Below are 19,696 nucleotides of genomic sequence, written 5' to 3' on the forward strand. Positions count from 1 at the left end.
GTTTTCGCCTTCGCTTCGGCAGCTGCCGCCACCCGGTTCCAGGTGACGGGTCGTCGCCGCGGCTTCATGGCGCAGGGCGCGGCACGCGCGACCGCTGCCGTCGCCGCAGCGCATGGGCCACGCGCCACCCCAGCAGAACCGCGAGCAGCCCGGCATAGAGCGCGGGCTCGCGCAGGTCGGATTTGACCAGCCACCAGAAGTGCAGCACCGCAAGGATGCCGATCGGATAGATCAGCCGGTGCAGCAGGCCCCAGCGCCGGCCCATGCGCCGCATCCAGCCGCGGGTCGAGGTGATCGCCAGCGGTACCAGCAGCAGCCAGGCGGCGAACCCCACCGTGATGAAGGGACGCTTGACGATCTCCTCGAAGATCATCGACCAGTAGCCGCCCAGGTCCAGGACCAGATAGGCCGCCAGGTGCAGCGAGGCATAGAAGAACGCGTACAGGCCGGCCATGCGCCGGAACTGCAGCAGCACGGTCTGGCCGGTGAGCTGCCGCAGCGGGGTGATCGCCAGGGTGACCAGCAGCAGGCGCAGCGCCCACAGGCCGGTGCGGTGCTCGATCTCCGCCACCGGATCGGCGCCGAGCGCATCGCTGCCGGTGCGCCAGACCTCGGCGATCTGCCAGCCCAGCCAGGCCGCGGGCGACAGCGCCGCGGCGTGCAGCAGCGCCTTGGTGGCGATCAATGCACGTCGGGAAGGCATCGCTGCGCCTGTGCTGGAGGTGATGGAGCGGGAATCAATACCACCGGCGCAGGTCCATGCCTGCATACAGCGATGCGACCTGCTCGGCGTAGCCGTTGAACGGCAGCGTCGGGATGCGCTCGGCGAACAGCTTGCTCTTGCTGCCGGCGATGCGGCGCTCGGTCTTCTGGCTCCAGCGCGGATGGTCGACCGCCGGATTGACGTTCGAATAGAAGCCGTACTCGGAGGGCTGCAGCATGTTCCAGGCGGTCTGCGGCATCTTCTCCACGAAGCGGATCGCCACAATCGACTTGATGCTCTTGAAGCCGTACTTCCACGGCACGACCAGCCGCAATGGCGCGCCGTTCTGCTGCGGCAGCGGCTTGCCGTACAGGCCGGTCGCGAGCAGGGTCAGCGGGTGCATCGCCTCGTCGATGCGCAGGCCCTCGCGGTAGGGCCAGTCGATCGAGCGGTAGCGCATGCCGGGCATCTGCTGCGGATCGGAGAAGGTGGTGAAGGCGACGTACTTCGCCTTCGAGGTCGGCTCGAAGCGTTTGAGCACGTCGGCCAGCGGCACGCCCTGCCACGGGATCACCATCGACCAGCCTTCCACGCAGCGCAGCCGGTAGATCCGTTCCTGCGGCGTCAGGCCCCTGACCAGGTCCTCCAGGCCCAGCGTGCCCGGCTTGGCGCACTCGCCCAGCGCGCTGACCGACCAGGGCGAGACACGCAGGGTCTTGGCCGCGCGCGACGGATCGCCCTTGTCGGTGCCGAACTCGTAGAAGTTGTTGTAGGTGGTCACGTCCTCGTAGCGGGTCTGGACCTCGTCGGTCCGGAATCCGCTGCGCGCGTCGGCCACACTGACCACCGCACGCGGCTCGGGTGGCGGCTCGGCATCGGCGCAGCCGGACAGCAGGCCCAGCGATGGGCTGGCAGCCAGCGCGGCCAGCAGGCGGCGACGGTCGCGATAGACGGTTTCGTCGGTGATCTGGCTGGCCGGGATCGCGCCGGAAGTCCCACGGGTTCGCTGCGTCATCGACGTTCTCCGGAGGTGGCGGACGGGGCGTTGGACCCCACCGGCAGGATGCCGGTTCCCGCGCCGCGCGTGGCGCTGACCGGCAGCGGTGCAGCGGCACCGGGCGGCCCGGATGGTTGCCCCGGCAACCGCTGCGCTGCGGCATACTACGAGACCTTTCGTGACGGGTGGTTCATGACGCGCGCGTACAACTTCAGTGCCGGTCCGGCGGCCCTGCCCGAACAGGTCCTGCGCCAGGCGCAGGCGGAGATGCTGGAGTGGAACGGCGTGGGCGCCTCGGTGGTGGAAATCAGCCATCGCAGTGCCGAGTTCGTGGCCCTGGCCGAACGCATCGAGGCCGATCTTCGCACCCTGCTGTCCGTGCCGGACGACCATGCCGTCCTGTTCCTGGCCGGCGGCGCGACCACCCAGCAGGCGCTGCTGGCGCTGAACTTCGCCGCCCCCGGGCAGGCCGTCGACTACGTGGTCACCGGCCACTGGGGCAAGACCGCGGTCAGGCAGGTGCGGCCGTATGTGGCGGTGAACGTCGCGGCCGACGCCGAGGCCGGTGGCTTCCGCGACATCCCGGCGCGCGCGACCTGGGCGCTGCGCGACGACGCGGCCTATGTCCACATCACCGCCAACGAGACGATCCACGGCGTCGAATTCCGCGGCACGCCCGACGTCGGCGAGGTGCCGCTGTTCGCCGACTTCAGCTCCTCGATCGCCTCCGAGCCGGTGGACGTGTCGAAGTACGGCCTGATCTACGCGGGCGCGCAGAAGAACCTGGGGCCGGTCGGCATCTCGGTGGTCATCGTGCGTCGCGACCTGCTCGAACGCGCCGGGCAGCCGCGGGCGGACATCTTCAATTACGCCTCGCATGCCGCGCGCGATTCGATGCTCAACACGCCGCCGACCTGGAACTGGTACCTGCTCGGCCTGACCGTCAGGTGGATGCTGGAGGAGGGCGGCGTGGCCGAATTCGCGCGGCGCAACGCGGCCAAGTCCGCGCTGGTCTATGGCGCCATCGACGGCTCGGGTGGGTTCTACCGCAACGACGTCGCGCCGGCGGCGCGCTCGCGCATGAACATCCCCTTCTTCCTGCCGGACGACACGCTGACCGCGCGTTTCGTCAGCGAGTCCAAGGCGGCCGGTCTGCTGGCGCTGAAGGGCCACAAGGCGGTCGGCGGCATCCGCGCCTCGCTGTACAACGCGGTGCCGCTGGACGCGGCGCAGGCCCTGGTGGGCTTCATGCGCGACTTCCAGCAGCGCAACGGCTGAGCGGCAGCAGGATCTCCAAGGGCGCCCGCGGGCGCCGGTCACGCACGACGGAACACTCCCATGGCAGCACCGAAGAAACCCGCCGCGACGCCGGCGAAGTCCAGGCAGAAGAAGTCTGCCGACGCCACTTCCACCGCCCCGGCCCTGGCCGACGTCCGCGCGCACATCGACGGCATCGACCGCCAGATCCAGGCGCTGATCGCCGACCGCGCGCGCTTCGCGCTGCAGGTCGGCAAGGCCAAGGGCAAGCTGGCCGCCGCGGTCGACTACTACCGGCCGGAGCGTGAGGCGCAGGTGCTGCGCATGGTGGTGGACCGCAACGAGGGGCCGCTGTCGGACGAGCTGCTGGTCCATGTGTTCCGCGAGATCATGTCGGCCTGTCTCGCCCAGCAGGAACCGCTGAAGATCGGCTACCTCGGCCCGGAGGGCACCTTCAGCCAGCAGGCGGTGCTCAAGCATTTCGGACGTTCCGCGCATGGCCTGCCGATGGGCAGCATCGAGGAGGTGTTCCAGGAGGTCGAGGCCGGCAACGCCGATTTCGGCGTGGTGCCGGTCGAGAACTCGGGGCAGGGCACGATCCAGGTCACGCTCGACATGTTCCTGACCTCGCCGCTGAAGATCTGCGGCGAGGTCGAGCTGAAGGTGCACCAGTACCTGCTGTCGCGCAGCGGCCGGATCGAGGACATCGAGCGCATCTGCGCGCATCCGCAGGCCTTCGCCCAGACCAGCGGCTGGCTGCGCGCCAACCTGCCGAACGTCGAGAAGGTGCCGGTCTCCAGCAACGCCGAGGGCGCGCGTCGCGCGCGCGGCGCGGACGATGCGGCCGCCATCGCCGGCGAGAGCGCCGCGCACGTGTATGGCCTGAAGAAGGTCATCATGCAGCCGATCCAGGACGACCGCGACAACACCACGCGCTTCCTGGTGATCGGCCGCAGGATCTTCCCGACTTCCGGCCACGACCGCACCTCGGTGCTGGTGTTCATCCACGACAAGCCCGGTGCGCTGTTCGACGTGCTCAGCCCGTTCGCGCGGCACGGCATCAGCATGAACCGGATCGAATCGCGTCCGTCGCACCAGGCCAAGTGGGAATACGGCTTCTTCATCGATCTGGCCGGCCATATCGAGGACGAGGCGATGCAGCGCGCGCTGGCCGAGCTGAAGGCGCATTCGGCGCAGATCAAGGTGCTGGGGTCCTACCCGGTGGCGGTGCCTTGAGCACGCGACATCACGCAGGCGGCGGCATCCGGCAACGCGCGCCGTACTGGTTCCCCGCCAAGACCCATGGCATCGGCTGGGGCGTGCCCGACGTCTGGCAGGGCTGGGCCGTGCTGCTGGCCTATGTGGCCGGGACCGTGCTGGCGGCCATGCGTTTCCCGCCGGGGCAGGCGACGTTGCCGTTCGCCGGCTGCATCGCCCTGCTGAGCGTCCTGTTGATCGCGGTGTGCTGCTGGAAAGGCGAGCCGATCCTCGCCGGCAGCCGTCGCCGCACCTGATCCGCCTCCTGCGCGAGGCGGCGTTCCCCTGAATCAAGCGTTGGAGTCGAGATGTCGCAGCACTGGGTCGCAACCGCCGGACAACCGTTGCAGGGCACGCTGGAGATCCCCGGCGACAAGTCGGTATCGCACCGCTCGGTGATGTTCGCCGCGCTGGCCGACGGCGTGTCCACCATCGACGGGTTCCTCGAGGGCGAGGACACGCGTGCCACCGCCGCGATCTTCTCGCAGCTCGGCGTGCGCATCGACACGCCGTCGCCCTCGCGCCGGGTCGTGCATGGCGTCGGCGTCGACGGCCTGCGTGCACCGGCAGGCGCGCTGGACTGCGGCAACGCCGGCACCGGCATGCGCCTGCTCGCCGGCCTGTTGGCCGCGCAGCCGTTCGACAGCGTGCTGGTCGGCGACGAATCGCTGTCCAGGCGGCCGATGCGGCGCGTGACCGGCCCGCTGGCGCAGATGGGCGCGCGGATCGAGACCCGCGACGACGGCACGCCGCCACTGCACATCCATGGCGGCCAGACGCTGTCCGGCATCGATTACGCCAGCCCGGTCGCCAGTGCGCAGGTGAAATCGGCGGTGCTGCTGGCCGGCCTGTACGCCCAAGGCGAGACCTCGGTGACCGAGCCGCATCCGACCCGCGATTACAGCGAGCGCATGCTGTCGGCGTTCGGCGTGGAGATCGAGTTTTCGCCGGGCCATGCGAAGCTGCGCGGCGGCCAGCGCCTGCGCGCGACCGACATCGCGGTGCCGGCCGATTTCTCCTCTGCCGCGTTCTATCTGGTTGCGGCCAGCATCGTCCCGGGCTCGGAACTGCGCCTGCGTTCGGTCGGCCTCAACCCGCGTCGCACCGGCCTGCTGCAGGCGCTGCGGCTGATGGGTGCCGACATCCGCGAGGAAAACGCCGGCACCCACGGCGGCGAGCCGGTCGCCGATCTGGTGGTGCGTCACGCGCCGCTGCACGGCATCGAGGTGCCCGAGGCGCTGGTGCCGGACATGATCGACGAGTTCCCCGCGCTGTTCATCGCGGCCGCCTGCGCGGCGGGGCAGACCGTGGTGCGCGGGGCCGCCGAACTGCGGGTCAAGGAATCCGACCGGCTGGCGGCGATGGCCACCGGCCTGCGCACGCTGGGCCTGCGCATCGACGAAACGCCGGATGGCGCCACGATCCATCCGGGCGAACTCGGCTCGGGGACGATCGAAAGCCATGGCGACCATCGGATCGCCATGGCCTTCGCAGTGGCCGCGCAGCGCGCCGTCGGCGAAGTCCGGATCGAGGACGTCGCCAATGTGGCGACGTCCTTCCCCGGCTTCGACACGCTGGCGCGTGGTTGCGGCTTCGGCCTGGTCAGCCCTGCTGCCTGAAGTCCACCGGCAGCTGCACCGTCGCGGCGGCGGGCTTGCCGCCACGGATCGCCGGCTCGAAACGCCACTGGCGGGCGGCGTTGACCGCGGCACGGTCCAGGCTGCGGTCGCGGGTGCCGCTGCGTTCGACGACACGGACATCGGTCGGCACGCCGGTGCTGTCCACGGCGATGGCGACCACCACGCTGCCCTCGTTGCCGGCACGCAGCGCCTCGCGCGGGTAGGTCGGCATGGGATTGCCGGCCAACGGACGCGGCGCGCGATCGGCCACGACCGGGCGAGCACGCTCACGGTTCTGCCCGGTGGCCGGTGCGCGCGTCGCCGGTGGCGGCGTGGTGTCGGCCGGCATGGTGGCGACCGGTGCATTGGTGTCGATCGGCGCGGTCGCGACCCGGTCCTGCCGGGTCCACCAGACCAGTGCGGCGATCAACGCGACGGCCAGTGCGGCCCACAGGACGGGCGACGTGCGCTGCGCCGGGGGCGGGGTCGGCTCGGTCCCGGAGACATGCGGGGTGTGCTGCGTGTAGGTGGTCATGACTCGCTCCTCGGTTGTCCATCAACCGGGGTCGAGTGTTCCGCTGTGTGTGTGGTGAACCGGTCTTTTCGCGGTTAATCCCGCGCGAAACGCGGACCTGCGTTCATCGTGGTGAGTGGAGCGTGCAGGTCGTCAGCGGGTTGCGAAGTTGATCGGAATCGTGAGTGTGCCGGGGACCGATTGGCCGCCCGCATCGCGCGCCGCTTGGAACTGCCAGCGCGACACCGCATCGACCGCGGCCCGGTCGAGTGCGCGCGAACCGCTGCGGCCGACCACCTCGACGCCCACCGGATGGCCAAGCGCGTCGACATCCACCTTCAGCACCACCGTGCCGGTTTCGCCGGCACGCAGTGCGGACGCCGGGTAGCGCGGCTGCGGCTGGTCGGGCAGGAGGGCCGGCGCCTGGACTGCCGTCGCGGCTGCAGGCGAGTCGGCGACAGGCGCGGGCAGCTCCGACACCGGGCTGGGTTCGGTCGGCGCGGCCGGCTCGGGCGGAGGAGCGGTTTCCACAAGCTGCGCAGGCTCATCGCTGGGCTCGGGCATCGAGGTGGCCGCATCGCCCGGCGACATCGGTACCGGCAGTGGCTCGAACCCCGGCGCGGCCGCCGTCGGACGGACCGGTGCGTCGGGGGCGGGACCGTCGTCGCGGACCGCGAGCCACACCACCACGAACAACAGCAGGCCCAGCGCGAAAGCGACGGCGGCGAGCAGCCAGGGACGCTCGGGCAGACGCAGGAGCAGGTCGGGCATGCGGAGACGGGCGGTGCTGGCCATGGCAAGGGATGCGGAAGGACCGGCCGATTCTGTCACAGCGGCGATGAACGCAGCGGGCGTGCTCCCGATTGGCGATAATGCCCGGCCACGTCCTTCCGAAACGCCGCTGCCATGCTCGATCCCGCACTGCTCCGCAACCAGACCGCCGCCCTGGCCGAACGCCTGCTGGCCACCCGTGGCTACGCGCTGGATCTGGCCGTGCTGGAGTCCGCCGAGAGCGAGCGCAAGCAGATCCAGATCCGTACCCAGGAACTGCAGAACCTGCGCAACACGCGTTCCAAGGCCATCGGCCAGGCCAAGGCGAAGGGCGAGGACGTGTCGGCGCTGATGGCCGAGGTCGCCGGCTTCGCCGAGGAACTGGCCGCATCCGAAGTCCGTCTGGCGCAGGTGCGCGCGCAGCTGGAAGAGCTGTCGCTGGGCATCCCGAACCTGCCGGCCGAGGACGTGCCGCTGGGCAAGGACGAGACCGAGAACCAGGAAATCGCGCGCTGGGGCACGCCACGCGGCTTCGATTTCCCGGTCAAGGACCATGTCGAACTCGGCGCGGCCAACGGCTGGCTGGATGCGGAAACCGCCGCCAAGCTGTCGGGCGCACGTTTCACCGTGCTGCGCGGCCCGATCGCGCGCCTGCACCGCGCCCTGGCCCAGTTCATGCTCGACCTGCACACCGGCGAGCATGGCTACCAGGAGACCAACGTCCCGGTCATCGTCAATGCCGACAGCCTGTTCGGCACCGGCCAGCTGCCGAAGTTCGAGGAGGACATGTTCGCCACCTCGCTGGGCGAACAGAAGCGCTACCTGATCTCGACCTCGGAGATCTCGCTGACCAACGTGGTACGCGACGAGATCGTCGAGGACGAGCGCCTGCCGCTGCGCATGACCGCCCATTCGCTGTGCTTCCGTTCCGAGGCCGGCAGCGGCGGCCGCGACACCCGCGGCATGATCCGCCAGCACCAGTTCGAGAAGGTCGAGCTGGTCAGCGTCTGCCGCCCGGAGGAGAGCGCGTCCGAGCACGAGCGCATGACCACCGCCGCCGAGGCCGTGCTGCAGAAGCTGGGGCTGCCGTACCGCAAGGTGCTGCTGTGCACCGGCGACATGGGGTTCTCGGCGACGCGCACCTACGACCTGGAGGTCTGGCTGCCGTCGCAGGACACCTACCGCGAGATTTCCTCGTGTTCGAACTGCGGCGATTTCCAGGCGCGGCGCATGCAGGCCCGCTGGCGCAATCCGGCCACCGGCAAGCCGGAGCTGGTGCACACGCTCAACGGCTCGGGCGTGGCCGTCGGCCGGGCGATGATCGCGGTGATGGAGAACTACCAGAACGCCGATGGCTCGATCGATGTGCCCGAGGCGCTGCGCCCGTACATGGGCGGGATCGAACGCATCGGCTGACCGCAGCGACGTCCCGTTCGGGACTTCCACGCCGCGCGCGCGGGGCCATCGTGCAGGGCACCGACACCGCGGCACGGGTGGCTCGCGGCGCGGTGTGACGGGCGCCGGGGCGATCGCCGGGGTTGGACGACCAGAGCGCATCCGCACGTCATGGCATGACGAATGGGTGTTGCCCTCGTGGAATGAAAGGTGCTTTGATATCGCGGTTCGTTCCATTCATGGAATTACCTCTATGCAGGATCTCAACGACCTGTACTACTTCGCGATGGTGGTCGAGCACGGTGGCTTCGCCGCTGCCGAACGTGCCCTCGGCATCCCCAAATCGCGACTGAGCCGGCGCATCAGCCAGCTCGAAACCGATCTCGGCGTGCGCCTGCTGCAGCGCTCCACCCGTCGCTTCGCGGTCACCGATGTGGGCATGAGCGTGTATCGGCATGCGCAGACCATGCTCACCGAGGCGCAGGCCGCGCGCGAGGTCGTGGACCGGCTCAGCGCCGAGCCGCGCGGTGTGGTCAGGGTCAGCGTGCCGGTGGCGCTGGCCCAGCAGCAGCTGCCCAAGCTGCTGCCGAAGTTCCTGGACCAGTACCCGAAGGTGCGGCTGCAGCTGCACATCGGCAATCGCCGGGTCGACCTGATCAACGAAGGCTTCGATGTCGCCCTGCGCGTGCGTGCGCGGCTGGACGATGACGGCAGCCTGGTGATGCGCAGCTTCGGCCAGATCCAGGAACTGCTGGTCGCCAGTCCGAAGTACCTGGACCGCGCCGGCCGCCCGAAGGATCCGTCCGACCTGGCCTCGCACGTGACGTTGAGCATCAGCGAGGACGAAGCGCACCAGCGCTGGGAGCTGCACGGCCCGCAGGGCGAGGTGCGTCGCGTCGACCTGCAGCCGCGCCTGGCCGGCTTCGATTTTCCGCTGCTGCAGGCGATGGTCCGCGACGGCTTCGGCATCACCATGCTGCCGGAGACGGTCTGCGCCGAGGCGGTGCGTCGCGGCGAGCTGGAAGTGGTGCTGCCGGAATGGTCGTTGCCGCAGGGCATCTGCCATGCGGTGTTCGCCTCCCGTCGTGGCCTGCTGCCGGCGGTGCGGGTGTTCATCGATTTCCTGGCCGAGCACCTGCCGCAGCAGATCGAAGCCTCGCGCCTGGACTGCGGCAACTGCCCGCAGAAGAAGAGTGCGATGGTCGAGCTGGAGGCCGCCGCCGGCTGAGCGGGGCGAAATCGACCGGCGCGGCGTGCCACAATGCGCGCCGCGCGGGACGCGCCGGCGGCAGATGCGCGAGCGTGCCGTTGGCGGCAGCGGATCGACGCGACAGCACACAGGAAGCGTGGCCGAGCGGTTTAAGGCACCGGTCTTGAAAACCGGCGTAGTGGCGACACTACCGTGGGTTCGAATCCCACCGCTTCCGCCATTCCCACCGGACACGGCGATGGCGCACCGCGGAAAGCACGAGGCGGCGACGCGACTGCCGGACGGCAGCTACCCGCGTTACGGCGCGGCGCCAGTGCGAGCCGCCGGATCGCCGGTGCGGTCGCCTCCATCCCGGTCGACGGCATCCGCTACCACCGCCAGCACCGATCTCAGGATCGCTTCGGAACGCCGCTGGCCATGCCGGGTGTTGTAGGCGCGCGAGACGATGGTCACCACCATCGCCAGTTCCGGAATCACGTAAAGCTTGTTGCCGCCGTTGCCCGAGGCGAAGAACACCTCGACCTGGCGACCATTGACCGGATGGCGCTGCCGATACCAGAAGTAGCCGTATCCGTCGGCGAACGGGTCGCTCGCCGCGATGTCCACGCGTGGATGCAGGCTGTCCTCGATCCAGCGGCGGCTGACGATCTGCCGGCCATCGTGGACGCCGCCATGAAGCACCAGGTCGCCGAGGCGGGCGAAGTCGCGCGCGGTCAGGAACAGGTTGCCCTGGCCCTTGGTCTCGCCGGCACGGTCCTGCTGCCAGTCCCACGCCTGGATGCCGAGCGGCGCGAACAGCGACACGCGCGCGAACGACGCCAGGCTCTGGCCGGTCGCACGGGCGATCACGATGCCGGCCACGTACGTCGCCAGCGAGTTGTAGCGGTAGCGTGTTCCCGGCGGTTCCAGCCGGGGTACCGCCAGGACGAACGCGTGCGGATCGTCCGCCGCGTCCATCGCATCCTCGTTGCCGGGCAGGCCGTCGATATCGTCGTCGGCTGCCAGGCCCGTACGCATGGTCAACAGGTCGCGGAGCGGCAGGTGGCCGACCGGGCTGCCCGCGGCCTCGGGCCAGTAGGCCTGCACGGGGTCGTCGAGCGTGGCGATCGCGCCCTGGTCCAGCGCGATGCCCATCAGCAGCGAGGTCACGCTCTTGCCGGCGGACCGCACGTCGACGCGCGTGTGCGCGTCGCCGCCGTTGAAGTAGCGCTCGGCCAGCGTCTTGCCGTCCTGGCGCACGATCACCGCATGCAGGTCGCGATGCGGATCGTGGTCGAGATCGGCCAGCACCGCCTGCAGTGTTTGCGGGCCTGCGGCGGCCGCCGGATTGCCGGAGAAGCACAGGGCGGCGAGCCCCGCGTATGCGATGCGCCTCATCATCGTCGACTGCTCCACGTCCACCGGGTTGCAGTCATGGATGCGCGCAGCGGGCGGAAGGTTTGGAGCTGGCCTCGCTCTGCGGTGGCGTCAGCCGGGCCCGGCCCTCTTCCTTGCGGCCGCAGGTGCGGCCGGTGCGCGGCGTCCCGGCTGGGCGGGACGCCGCGCATGGCGTTCGATCAGTGGGCGTGCGGGGCAGCAGCGGCCGCAGCGTCGGCATCCCAGCTGCGCAGCGCCGCGTCGAGCGCGGCGACGGCAGCAGGAATGCCGGTGGCATCGAGCTGTCCCACGGTGTCCTTGTCGCTGTGGATCACTTCCATCACCTTGGGCATCCGCTCCGGCTTCTGGCGCGAGAAGACCTGCAGGATGCCGGGGATCTCGTCGCCGCCGACCAGCGAGAACGACACGGCCGGCCAGCCTGAGCGCTGGAAGGGCAGGTGGTCGGTGGGCGGGTAGGTCTGGCCGGGAGAGAACCCCAGCTTGTTGGCACTGGTCGAGGCGCGCAGCGCGGTGACCAGCGCGGTGTCGTCCTGCGGCGTCATCATCCACAGCGTGTCGCCCCAGCCGAACACGTCGAAGTTCACGTACAGCGCCGGCTGCTCGCGGCCAGGCGTGGCGACCCACGCGCGCGAACCGAGCAGGCCGAGTTCCTCGAGGTCCCAGAACACGAGCTGGACCCGGTGATGCGGCAGCGGCGTGGCCTTCAGCCGCTCGGCCAGTTCCAGTACCGCCGCCACGCCCGACGCGTTGTCGGTGGCGCCGTGTCCGACTTCGACGCGGTCGTAGTGCGCGCCGATCAGCAGCAGCGGCGCATCGGCGCTTCCGCCCAGATCCGCGACGATGTTCTGGCCCTTGCGGTCGTCCTGCTCGAACGGTTCCGCACGCCATGCCAGGCCCATCGCGTCCAGACGTTCGCCGATCGCGTCGGCGCGCGCGGCCGTGTCGTCGCCGGCGCTGATCCGCGCGACCTGGGCTTCCCAGGAGGCGGCTACCGTGCCTGCGTCGGCGCTGGCCGACAGCGGCGCGAACAGAAGTCCGGCCAGTGCGACATGAAGGAAGGTGGTGCGGAAAGAACGGAATTCCATGGCGATGTCCCCTGGCTTCAGGGCGGCAGTATGCACTGTGCGACGGGGCCGGCGCTTGCCGTGAAGGAGTTGCGCGGCTAGGCTCCTTCACAACGGCCATTCCCAAGGAAGAGGCAATGACCATCCGTGTATTTCTGGTGGACGACCATGCTCTGGTCAGGACCGGCCTGCGCATGATCCTGTCGGCCGAGGACGATATCGAGATCGTCGGCGAGGCCGAGAGCGGCGAGGAAGCGTTGCCGCAGATCCGCCGTCTCAAACCGGACGTGGTGCTGTGCGACCTGCATCTGCCGGGCGTCAGCGGCCTCGAGGTCACCGAGCGCATCGTCCGTGCCGGCCACGAAAGCCGGGTCGTGATCGTATCGGTGCTCGAGGACGGGCCGTTGCCGAAACGTCTGCTCGACGCGGGCGCGTCGGGTTACATCGGCAAGGCCGGCGACGCGCGCGAACTGCTGCGTGCGGTGCGCGAGGTCTCGCGCGGCAAGCGCTACCTGGGCACCAGCATCGCCCAGAACATCGCACTGGCCAGCGTCGATGGCGGCGGCTCGCCGTTCGACCAGCTGTCGCCGCGCGAACTGGAGGTGGCGATGCTGCTGGTGCAGGGGCTGCGGCAGGATGCGATCGCCAAGCGCCTCAGCCTGAGCGCCAAGACCGTCAACACCCACAAGTCGCGCCTGTTCGAGAAGCTGGACGTGGGCGACAACATCGCGCTTGCACGGCTGGCCGCCCGCTACGGCCTGATGGAGCCTACCCAGGGGCTGTAGGACGGCCGCTGCTTCGGCGGTTTCCTCGCTTGGCCGATGGCGTCGATGCCAGGCGGGCGATCCGGGAAGTGCGGACTGCGCGCAGGCTCGACGCCGCGGCGCCGCCTCGCGCTGGCGACGTGCAGCTGGCTGCCTGACACCCCTGGCCCGGCAGCACGTCGCGCAGGCCTTGTCCCGCGATGCGACCAGGGGCGCGCGCCTGATCCCGACCTGATCGGCCGCCTGGCCCCGATGAACGCCCAAACGCAACGGGCCGGCATGTGCCGGCCCGTTGCGCGATCAGGCGAGTGACCGCCTTCAGTTCGGCTTGGCGTCGCCAGGCGTCGCTGCGTCGTCCTCGCCAGTCGTGGCGGAGGCCTCAGGCTGCGTATCCGGCTCCGTGCCGGCCGGCACCGTGTCGGCGTCGGTCGGCAGCGGTGCGGCATCGAACAGGCCCGGCATGGCCGGAGCCGGCGCCGCAGGCCTGGAGACGGCGGCTTCCGCGGCCGGCTCCTGCGGCGGGGTGGTGTCGACCACGCTCGCCTCGGCTTCGCTGACGGCAGCCGGATCGGCCTCGACCACAGGTGCGGTCCGCGCCTCGGCGACGGGTGCAGCGGCGACCTCGGCGGCGGCATCGACCGGCGTCGGCACGACCGCTGCCGTCTCCACCGGCTGCTGCGCTGCCACGGTGGCCGCGGCTTCGACGCTGTCCGTGCTGGCTGCCACCTCGGCGACGACCGGGGCGACCTCGATTGCCTCTGCTGCAGCGACCCTGGTCTCGACCTCGGCCGGGGCGACCGGTGCTGCTTCGGCCTCGGCACTCACCGGCGCGGTCGGCCGTGCGACGGGCTCCACCACCGGCTCGGCACCGCCCGCATCGACCGCAGCGGCGGGCGACACGGAGCGGGGCTGCGGCACGGGAGTGGTCGCGGGCGCAACGGGCTTCGGTGCGACGATGTCGTCGAAGTCGAACTCCGGCTGACCGGCGGTGCTGGCTGCAGGCGCGGCGCTTTCGCCGTCGCCTTCGTCGCTGCCGTCGTCCAGGCCATCATCGACGCCATCGGCACTGGCTTCGGTCGCTGCACCGGCGCCTTCGGCACCACGCCGACGGCGACGACCGCCACGCCGACCACGCCGGCGCCGGCTTCCACCTTCACCATTACCGTCCTCGCCGGCAGCCGGCTGCTCGCCTGCCACCGTCTCGACAGCAGCGATGTCGGCGCCATCGGTCTCGGGCGCCGACGTCGGCGCAGTCACGAGCGCGGCGGTCGATGCGGCGACCACGGCAGTTGTGGCCACGTCCTCGGCGGCCACCGCCGGATTCTCGCGCGGGGCCTTGGCCGGTGCGTTCTCACCGTTGGCTGCCGGCACCTGCTGCTTCTGCTCCTGGCGCGGCGCCTGGGCCTGCCGGGGCTGCTTCTGCTTCTGCGGCTTGGCGGCCTGGGCATCACCGGTGGTCGCGGCGGACGGCTGCTGCCTGACCTTGTCCTGCTGCCGATCCTGCTGCTTGTCCTGCGCCTTTTCCTGGCGCGGCTGCTGCGGATTGCCGCCCTTGCCCTGGCCGCGCTGCTTCTGCTGCTGGCCACGGCCGTTCTGGCCCTGGCCGCCGGCATCGCCGTTGCGACCATCGCGGCGCTGGCGATCACCGCGCTCGCCGCGGTTGCCACGCTGCTCGCCCTGGCGGGTCGACTGCTCCCTGGTCCGTTCCGGTGCCGGAGCGGAATCGGCCGCGCCGAACAGGCGCTTGAAGAAGCCGACCACGCCGCCACCGGTCTGCACCGGCGTCTGCACGGGCACGGCCACCGGCGCGGGTGCCGGCGCTTCCTCGCGCTCCTCGCGTACCGGGGCCGGGCGCGGCGGCGCCACGCGGGTCACGGCCGGCGGCGGCGGGATGTTGAGCTGGGCCTTGGTCAGCGCATGCACCGGCAGCTTGCGCGGGGTGCCGCGCTGGTAGCTGGGCTTGCCGCTTTCCTCGCCGAGTTCGTTCTCGCGCAGGCGCGTGACTTCGTAGTGCGGAGTGTGCAGCTGTTCGTCGGCGACGATGATGATCGGCGCGTCGTGGCGCTTCTCGATCTCGCGCAGCGCGTTGCGCTTCTCGTTGAGCAGGAAGTTGGCGATCTCGACCGGGGCCTGGACCAGCACCTGTCCGGTGTTCTCCTTCATCGCGTGCTCTTCGGCGACGCGGATGATCGACAGCGACAGCGACTCGACGCTGCGCATGCGGCCGTGGCCTTCGCAGCGCGGGCAGACGATCTGGCTGGACTCGCCCAGGCTGGCGCGCAGGCGCTGGCGCGACATCTCCATCAGGCCGAAGCGGCTGATGCGGCCCAGCTGGACGCGGGCGCGGTCGTACTTCAGCGATCCCTGCAGGCGGTCTTCGACCGCACGCTGGTGCTTGGACGAGGACATGTCGATGAAGTCGATCACCACCAGGCCGCCCAGGTCGCGCAGGCGCAGCTGGCGGGCCACTTCCTCGGCCGCTTCCAGATTGGTGTGGAACGCGGTTTCCTCGATGTCGCCGCCCTTGGTGGCGCGGGCCGAGTTCACGTCGACCGCGGTCAGCGCCTCGGTCTGGTCGATCACCAGCGCGCCGCCGGAGGGCAGGCGGATGGTGCGCTCGTACGCGTTCTCGATCTGCGACTCGATCTGGAAGCGGTTGAACAGCGGGATGTCGTCGGTGTAGTGCTTGAGCTTGCGCAGGCTCTGCGGCATCACCTGCTGCATGAACTGCTGCGCGTCCTGGTACATCTCGTCGGTGTCGACCAGGATCTCGCCGATGTCGGCGCGCAGGTAGTCGCGCAGGGCGCGGATGATCAGGCGCGATTCCTGGTAGATCAGGAACGGGGCCGGCTTGGCCAGCGCGGCCTCGGCGATCGCGCGCCAGGCGGCCAGCAGGTAGTCCAGGTCCCACTGCAGCTCTTCGGCATCGCGGCCGACGCCGGCGGTGCGGATGATCACGCCCATGTCGTCGGGGATGTTCAGCGCGTCCATCGCGCGCTTGAGCTCGGCGCGGTCCTCACCCTCGATCCGGCGCGAGACGCCGCCGGCCGACGGCGAGTTCGGCATCAGCACCATGTAGCGGCCGGCCAGCGAGATGAACGTGGTCAGGGCGGCGCCCTTGTTGCCGCGCTCGTCCTTGTCGACCTGGACCACCACTTCCTGGCCTTCGCGCAGCAGCTCGCGGATGCCGGCCTTGTTGTGGTCGACACCGGCCTGGAAGTAGTCGCGGGAGATTTCCTTCAGCGGCAGGAAGCCGTGGCGGTCGGCGCCGTAATCGACGAAGGCGGCTTCGAGCGAGGGCTCGAGGCGGGTGATGCGGCCCTTGTAGATGTTGGACTTGCGCTGTTCCTTCGAGGGTTGCTCGATGTCGATGTCGTACAGCGTCTGGCCATCGACAATGGCCACGCGCAGCTCTTCGGCCTGCGTGGCATTGATCAGCATTCGCTTCATTGTTGCGTTCCTTGAATGCGCTCTACCGCGCGGAACGCCGGGGTATTGGCTCTGGAATCCCACCCCGGGAGGTGGGGTCCGCCGTCCATACCGCGCAGGCGCGGGTTTGGACGGAATCTCGCTTCCAGCGCTGCAACACCGCGGCGGACCACGGGAGCGCTCTGTTACCTGTTGTTGCGGGCCGGCGGCGCTGGGCGCCGCACGGGACATGTTCAGCTACCGATGCTCTGACCCACCGGGCCATGGCCGGGTCTGCCTGCAAGCCGCTAACATGGCCGCCCCGGGGGCGGTGGTCGCGCACTGTGCCGGGATCGCGGGAAGCCCGGGCTTCTGGCCCTGCAACTTCTTCCAGCGGAATCAAACCCTTACATAGCCCCCCGAGTCTAACAGAATAATCGTGTCCATGACCGACCCAGCCAGCGCCCGTGCCGGCGCCCGCACCGTGAAGGTGCCGGACGACCGCGCCGGACAGCGCCTCGACAACTTTCTGCTCGGCCAGCTCAAGGGCGCGCCGCGCAGCCTGGTCTACAAACTGGTCCGCAGCGGGCAGGTGCGTGTGAACGGTGGTCGGGCCAAGGCCGAGCGCAAGCTCGAGGGCGGTGACGAGGTCCGGATCCCGCCGGTGCGGGTGGCCGAGGAAGGCGAGCGTGGCACGCCCGCGCCCGGCCTGCTGCAGCGGATCGAATCGGCGATCGTGTTCGAGGACGCACGCCTGCTGGCGCTGGACAAGCCGACCGGCGTGGCCAGCCACGGGGGCAGCGGGATCAGCTTCGGCGCGATCGAGACCCTGCGTGCCCTGCGTCCCGGCCAGACCCTGGAACTGGTCCACCGGCTGGACCGCGACACCTCCGGGGTGCTGATCGTGGCGAAGAAGCGCTCGGCGCTGAGCGAGCTGCAGGCGCTGCTGCGCGAGGATCATGGCGCCGGCATCCGCAAGCGCTACCTGACCCTGCTGACCGGCCGGATGCCGGACGGGACGATGACCGTGGACGCGCCCCTGCACGTGGGCCTGCGCCAGGGCGGCGAGCGCCATGTCCAGGTCAATCCCATCGGCAAGGAATCGATCAGCCATTTCCGGGTGCTGGAGCGACACGGCGGGCAGTCGTACTGCGAGGTCCGCATCGAGACCGGCCGCACCCACCAGATCCGCGCCCACGCCCAGCACATCGGTCATCCGGTGGCCGGCGACGACAAGTACGGCGATCCGGAAGTGAACCGGCGGCTGCGTGACAAGGCCGGCCTGCGCCGGCTGTTCCTGCACGCGGCTTCGCTGGAGTTCGCGCTCGACGACGGACGCAGCCCTTACACGATCAGGGCGCCGCTGGCGCCTGAACTGCGCGAAGTCCTCGAGCGGTTGTCGTGAGCGGAGGGGGCGGGACAGCGGATCAGTGTCCCGGGCTTCCCTCGTTCTCTCCGCCATCGATTGCCGATCCACCGGCGGGAAGTGCTGGCGGCCGGCGCTTCGGCTTCGGTCGCCACCACCGGCCCTTCCGATCGGCGGATCGCCGTGGGCGAGGGGAAACGTGGGCGAGGGGGAGGTTGCCTCCGCCTTCGGTGGTCGGTCGCCCGATCGGCGACGGGTGAAGGCGGGACTGCCGCTCCCGTCATGCGCCTGGGCTATACGTCCGTCACCATTTGAACAGCACCAGGCTCAGCGCCAGCACGCCCATGCCGCTGACCAGGCCGTACACCGTCTCGTGGCCCTTGGCGTAGCGCTTGGCTGCCGGCAGCAGTTCGTCGATGGCCAGGAACACCATCACGCCGGCGATCACGCCGAACACCGCGCCGAACACCGCCTCGGACAGGAAGTTCGACAGCAGTGCGTAGCCGATGAGCGCGCCGACCGGTTCGGCCAGGCCCGACAGCAGGCTGGCGACGAAGGCGTAGGTCTTGTTGCCGGTGGCGTAATAGACCGGTACCGCGATCGCGATGCCCTCGGGGATGTTGTGGATGGCGATGGCGAACGCCAGCGGCAGGCCGACGGCCGGGCTCTCCAGCGTCGCGAAGAACGTCGCCAGGCCTTCCGGGAAGTTGTGCGCGGTGATCGCGATCGCGGTCATCAGGCCGACCCGGCGGATGTAGTCGCGGTTCTGTTCGCGCAGCGCCGGGTCGTCGCTGGTCAGGCTGTCGTGCGGATTGGGCACCAGCCGGTCGATCAGCATGATCAGCACCATGCCGGCCAGGAAGGCGAAGGTGGCGTAGGTGAAGCCCAGCCGATCGTCGAAGGCCGCGGTGAACGAGGCGATCGACTTGTTGAGGATCTCCGACAGCGACACGTAGACCATCGCGCCGCCGGCGAAGGCCAGCCCGAACGCGAGCAGGCGCGGGTTCGGGCCGCGCGCGAAGGTGACCAGCAGGCTGCCCAGGCCGGTGGCCAGGCCCGCGGCGAGAGTGACGCCGAGGGCGACCAGGACGGCGGACAGGGAGGGGTCTTGCATCGGTATGGGCGGGATGGGCGGCGATGGAGAAGGGCGCGGCGGCGGTCAGCCGCCGCGACGGGCGTCGAGCGCGAAGCAGGCGTCCGGACGGATGTCCGGGGCGCGGAAGTTCATCGGCACCTGGATGGTCTTGGCCACCGGCTGCCCGTTGCGGGTCGCCGGGCGGAAGGTCCAGCCCTTCACCGACTCCAGGGCCAGCGTGTCCAGCGCCTCGACGCCGCTGCTGCGGGCCAGGTCGATCCGGGTTGGCTTGCCCTCGACGCCGATCTCCACGTTGAGCACGCTCTGCCCGGCGGCGCCGGCGCAGGCCAGTTCCATCGAATAGACCGGCGGTGGCGTATCGATCGCGGCGACCTCGGTCGGCGGGACGGCCGGGGCCGCAGGCTCGGTGCTGCCGCCACCGCAGGCCGTGAGCAGGCCGGCCGTGGTCAGGAGCGCGAAGATGCGGAAGGACGCGTGGGTCGTCATGGTCAGGTCTCCAGCAGGGCGGCGGCGCGGGCCGCGCAGATGAAGTCGTTCTCGCTCAGTCCGCCGACGTCGTGGGTCGAGAAGCGGACCACGCAGCGGTCGTAGTGCACGCCCAGGTCGGGATGGTGGTCCTCGCGGTGGGCGACCCAGGCCAGCGCGTTCACGAACGCCATCGTGCGGTGGTAGTCGTCGAAGCGGAAGGTCCGCATCAGGGCGCGCCCGTCCTCGGCCAGCTCCCAGCCCGGAATCTGCGGCAGCAGCTCGGCGATGCGGGCTTCGCCCAGGCGATGGTCCTGGCCGCGGCGCGGAGTGCAGTGGGCCTGGGCGAGCGGAATCAGGTCGGACATGGTGGTCCCTCCGGCAGTCTGAACATGGTGCGTGGCCCGTCCCCACGCCCGGGTGCGGCGTTGCG

Annotated in this window: 18 protein-coding genes and 1 tRNA gene; 9 read left to right on the forward strand and 10 right to left on the reverse strand. The window is 70.1% G+C overall.

Annotation, left to right across the window (positions count from 1 at the left end; all coding sequences use genetic code 11):
- Positions 1-64: 64 nt before the first annotated feature.
- Together msrQ and msrP are read right to left on the reverse strand one after the other, a co-directional pair.
- On the reverse strand, positions 65-703 hold the full coding sequence (msrQ, locus tag IB242_RS10925; protein ID WP_192279075.1) for a protein-methionine-sulfoxide reductase heme-binding subunit MsrQ: 639 nt from the start codon (positions 701-703) through the stop codon (positions 65-67).
- A 34-nt stretch (positions 704-737) separates the two neighbouring features.
- Positions 738-1,718, reverse strand: a complete 981-nt coding sequence (gene msrP, locus IB242_RS10930; RefSeq protein WP_192279077.1) for a protein-methionine-sulfoxide reductase catalytic subunit MsrP — start codon at positions 1,716-1,718, stop codon at positions 738-740.
- Between the two features lie 174 nt (positions 1,719-1,892).
- On the opposite strand from msrP, the gene serC reads away from it, so the two are divergent.
- From serC to aroA, 4 genes are read left to right on the forward strand one after another with little or no spacing between them, the layout of a single operon-like run.
- Positions 1,893-2,978 (forward strand): phosphoserine transaminase, encoded by a 1,086-nt coding sequence (gene serC / locus IB242_RS10935; protein WP_192279079.1) that lies wholly within the window; start codon positions 1,893-1,895, stop codon positions 2,976-2,978.
- Positions 2,979-3,038: 60 nt separating this feature from the next.
- Positions 3,039-4,193: a prephenate dehydratase gene (pheA, locus tag IB242_RS10940; RefSeq protein ID WP_192279081.1), complete on the forward strand. Its 1,155-nt coding sequence runs from the start codon at positions 3,039-3,041 to the stop codon at positions 4,191-4,193.
- The gene (locus IB242_RS10945) at positions 4,190-4,471 is read left to right on the forward strand and encodes a hypothetical protein (RefSeq protein ID WP_225540393.1); all 282 of its coding nucleotides are present in this window, start codon (positions 4,190-4,192) and stop codon (positions 4,469-4,471) included. The genes pheA and IB242_RS10945 overlap by 4 nt, the downstream gene beginning before the upstream one ends.
- Before the next feature lie 51 nt (positions 4,472-4,522).
- On the forward strand, positions 4,523-5,833 hold the full coding sequence (gene aroA, locus IB242_RS10950) for a 3-phosphoshikimate 1-carboxyvinyltransferase (protein WP_192279083.1): 1,311 nt from the start codon (positions 4,523-4,525) through the stop codon (positions 5,831-5,833).
- Here the strand turns inward: aroA and IB242_RS10955 are convergent.
- Complete coding sequence (locus IB242_RS10955; RefSeq protein ID WP_192279085.1) at positions 5,817-6,368, reverse strand: energy transducer TonB; 552 nt, start codon at positions 6,366-6,368, stop codon at positions 5,817-5,819. The genes aroA and IB242_RS10955 overlap by 17 nt on opposite strands.
- A gap of 132 nt (positions 6,369-6,500) precedes the next feature.
- Positions 6,501-7,142: an energy transducer TonB gene (locus IB242_RS10960; RefSeq protein ID WP_192279087.1), complete on the reverse strand. Its 642-nt coding sequence runs from the start codon at positions 7,140-7,142 to the stop codon at positions 6,501-6,503.
- Positions 7,143-7,253: 111 nt separating this feature from the next.
- Here IB242_RS10960 and serS point away from each other — a divergent pair, with 111 nt between their 5' ends.
- The 3 genes from serS to IB242_RS10975 all read left to right on the forward strand — a co-directional run bounded on the left by serS (position 7,254) and on the right by IB242_RS10975 (position 9,943).
- Entirely contained in the window at positions 7,254-8,534 is a 1,281-nt protein-coding gene (serS, locus tag IB242_RS10965; RefSeq protein ID WP_192279089.1) for a serine--tRNA ligase, read from the forward strand.
- A gap of 232 nt (positions 8,535-8,766) precedes the next feature.
- Positions 8,767-9,741, forward strand: a complete 975-nt coding sequence (locus tag IB242_RS10970) for a LysR family transcriptional regulator (protein ID WP_192279091.1) — start codon at positions 8,767-8,769, stop codon at positions 9,739-9,741.
- A gap of 112 nt (positions 9,742-9,853) precedes the next feature.
- Positions 9,854-9,943: transfer RNA gene (locus IB242_RS10975), tRNA-Ser, on the forward strand.
- 77 nt (positions 9,944-10,020) lie between these two features.
- Here IB242_RS10975 and IB242_RS10980 read toward each other — a convergent pair.
- On the reverse strand, positions 10,021-11,100 hold the full coding sequence (locus IB242_RS10980; RefSeq protein WP_192279093.1) for a serine hydrolase domain-containing protein: 1,080 nt from the start codon (positions 11,098-11,100) through the stop codon (positions 10,021-10,023).
- Positions 11,101-11,279: 179 nt separating this feature from the next.
- Positions 11,280-12,185, reverse strand: coding sequence for a M28 family peptidase (locus IB242_RS10985; RefSeq protein ID WP_192279095.1), 906 nt, complete (start codon positions 12,183-12,185; stop codon positions 11,280-11,282).
- A gap of 116 nt (positions 12,186-12,301) precedes the next feature.
- Between IB242_RS10985 and IB242_RS10990 the strand changes: the two genes are divergently transcribed.
- Complete coding sequence (locus IB242_RS10990) at positions 12,302-12,949, forward strand: response regulator (RefSeq protein WP_192279097.1); 648 nt, start codon at positions 12,302-12,304, stop codon at positions 12,947-12,949.
- A 297-nt stretch (positions 12,950-13,246) separates the two neighbouring features.
- Here the strand turns inward: IB242_RS10990 and IB242_RS10995 are convergent, their stop codons facing one another.
- Positions 13,247-16,378 (reverse strand): Rne/Rng family ribonuclease, encoded by a 3,132-nt coding sequence (locus IB242_RS10995; RefSeq protein WP_192279099.1) that lies wholly within the window; start codon positions 16,376-16,378, stop codon positions 13,247-13,249.
- Positions 16,379-16,781: 403 nt separating this feature from the next.
- Here IB242_RS10995 and IB242_RS11000 point away from each other — a divergent pair, with 403 nt between their 5' ends.
- On the forward strand, positions 16,782-17,741 hold the full coding sequence (locus tag IB242_RS11000; protein ID WP_192279101.1) for an RluA family pseudouridine synthase: 960 nt from the start codon (positions 16,782-16,784) through the stop codon (positions 17,739-17,741).
- A gap of 265 nt (positions 17,742-18,006) precedes the next feature.
- Here IB242_RS11000 and zupT read toward each other — a convergent pair whose 3' ends face one another.
- The 3 genes from zupT to IB242_RS11015 are packed head-to-tail and all read right to left on the reverse strand — an operon-like array spanning position 18,007 to position 19,631.
- On the reverse strand, positions 18,007-18,816 hold the full coding sequence (gene zupT / locus IB242_RS11005) for a zinc transporter ZupT (protein WP_192279103.1): 810 nt from the start codon (positions 18,814-18,816) through the stop codon (positions 18,007-18,009).
- A 45-nt stretch (positions 18,817-18,861) separates the two neighbouring features.
- Entirely contained in the window at positions 18,862-19,284 is a 423-nt protein-coding gene (locus IB242_RS11010) for an energy transducer TonB (protein WP_192279105.1), read from the reverse strand.
- 2 nt (positions 19,285-19,286) lie between these two features.
- Positions 19,287-19,631, reverse strand: a complete 345-nt coding sequence (locus IB242_RS11015; RefSeq protein ID WP_192279107.1) for a 4a-hydroxytetrahydrobiopterin dehydratase — start codon at positions 19,629-19,631, stop codon at positions 19,287-19,289.
- Between the last annotated feature and the right edge of the window lie 65 nt (positions 19,632-19,696).

Source organism: Xanthomonas sp. XNM01 (assembly GCF_014851915.1).
Classification (GTDB): domain Bacteria; phylum Pseudomonadota; class Gammaproteobacteria; order Xanthomonadales; family Xanthomonadaceae; genus Pseudoxanthomonas.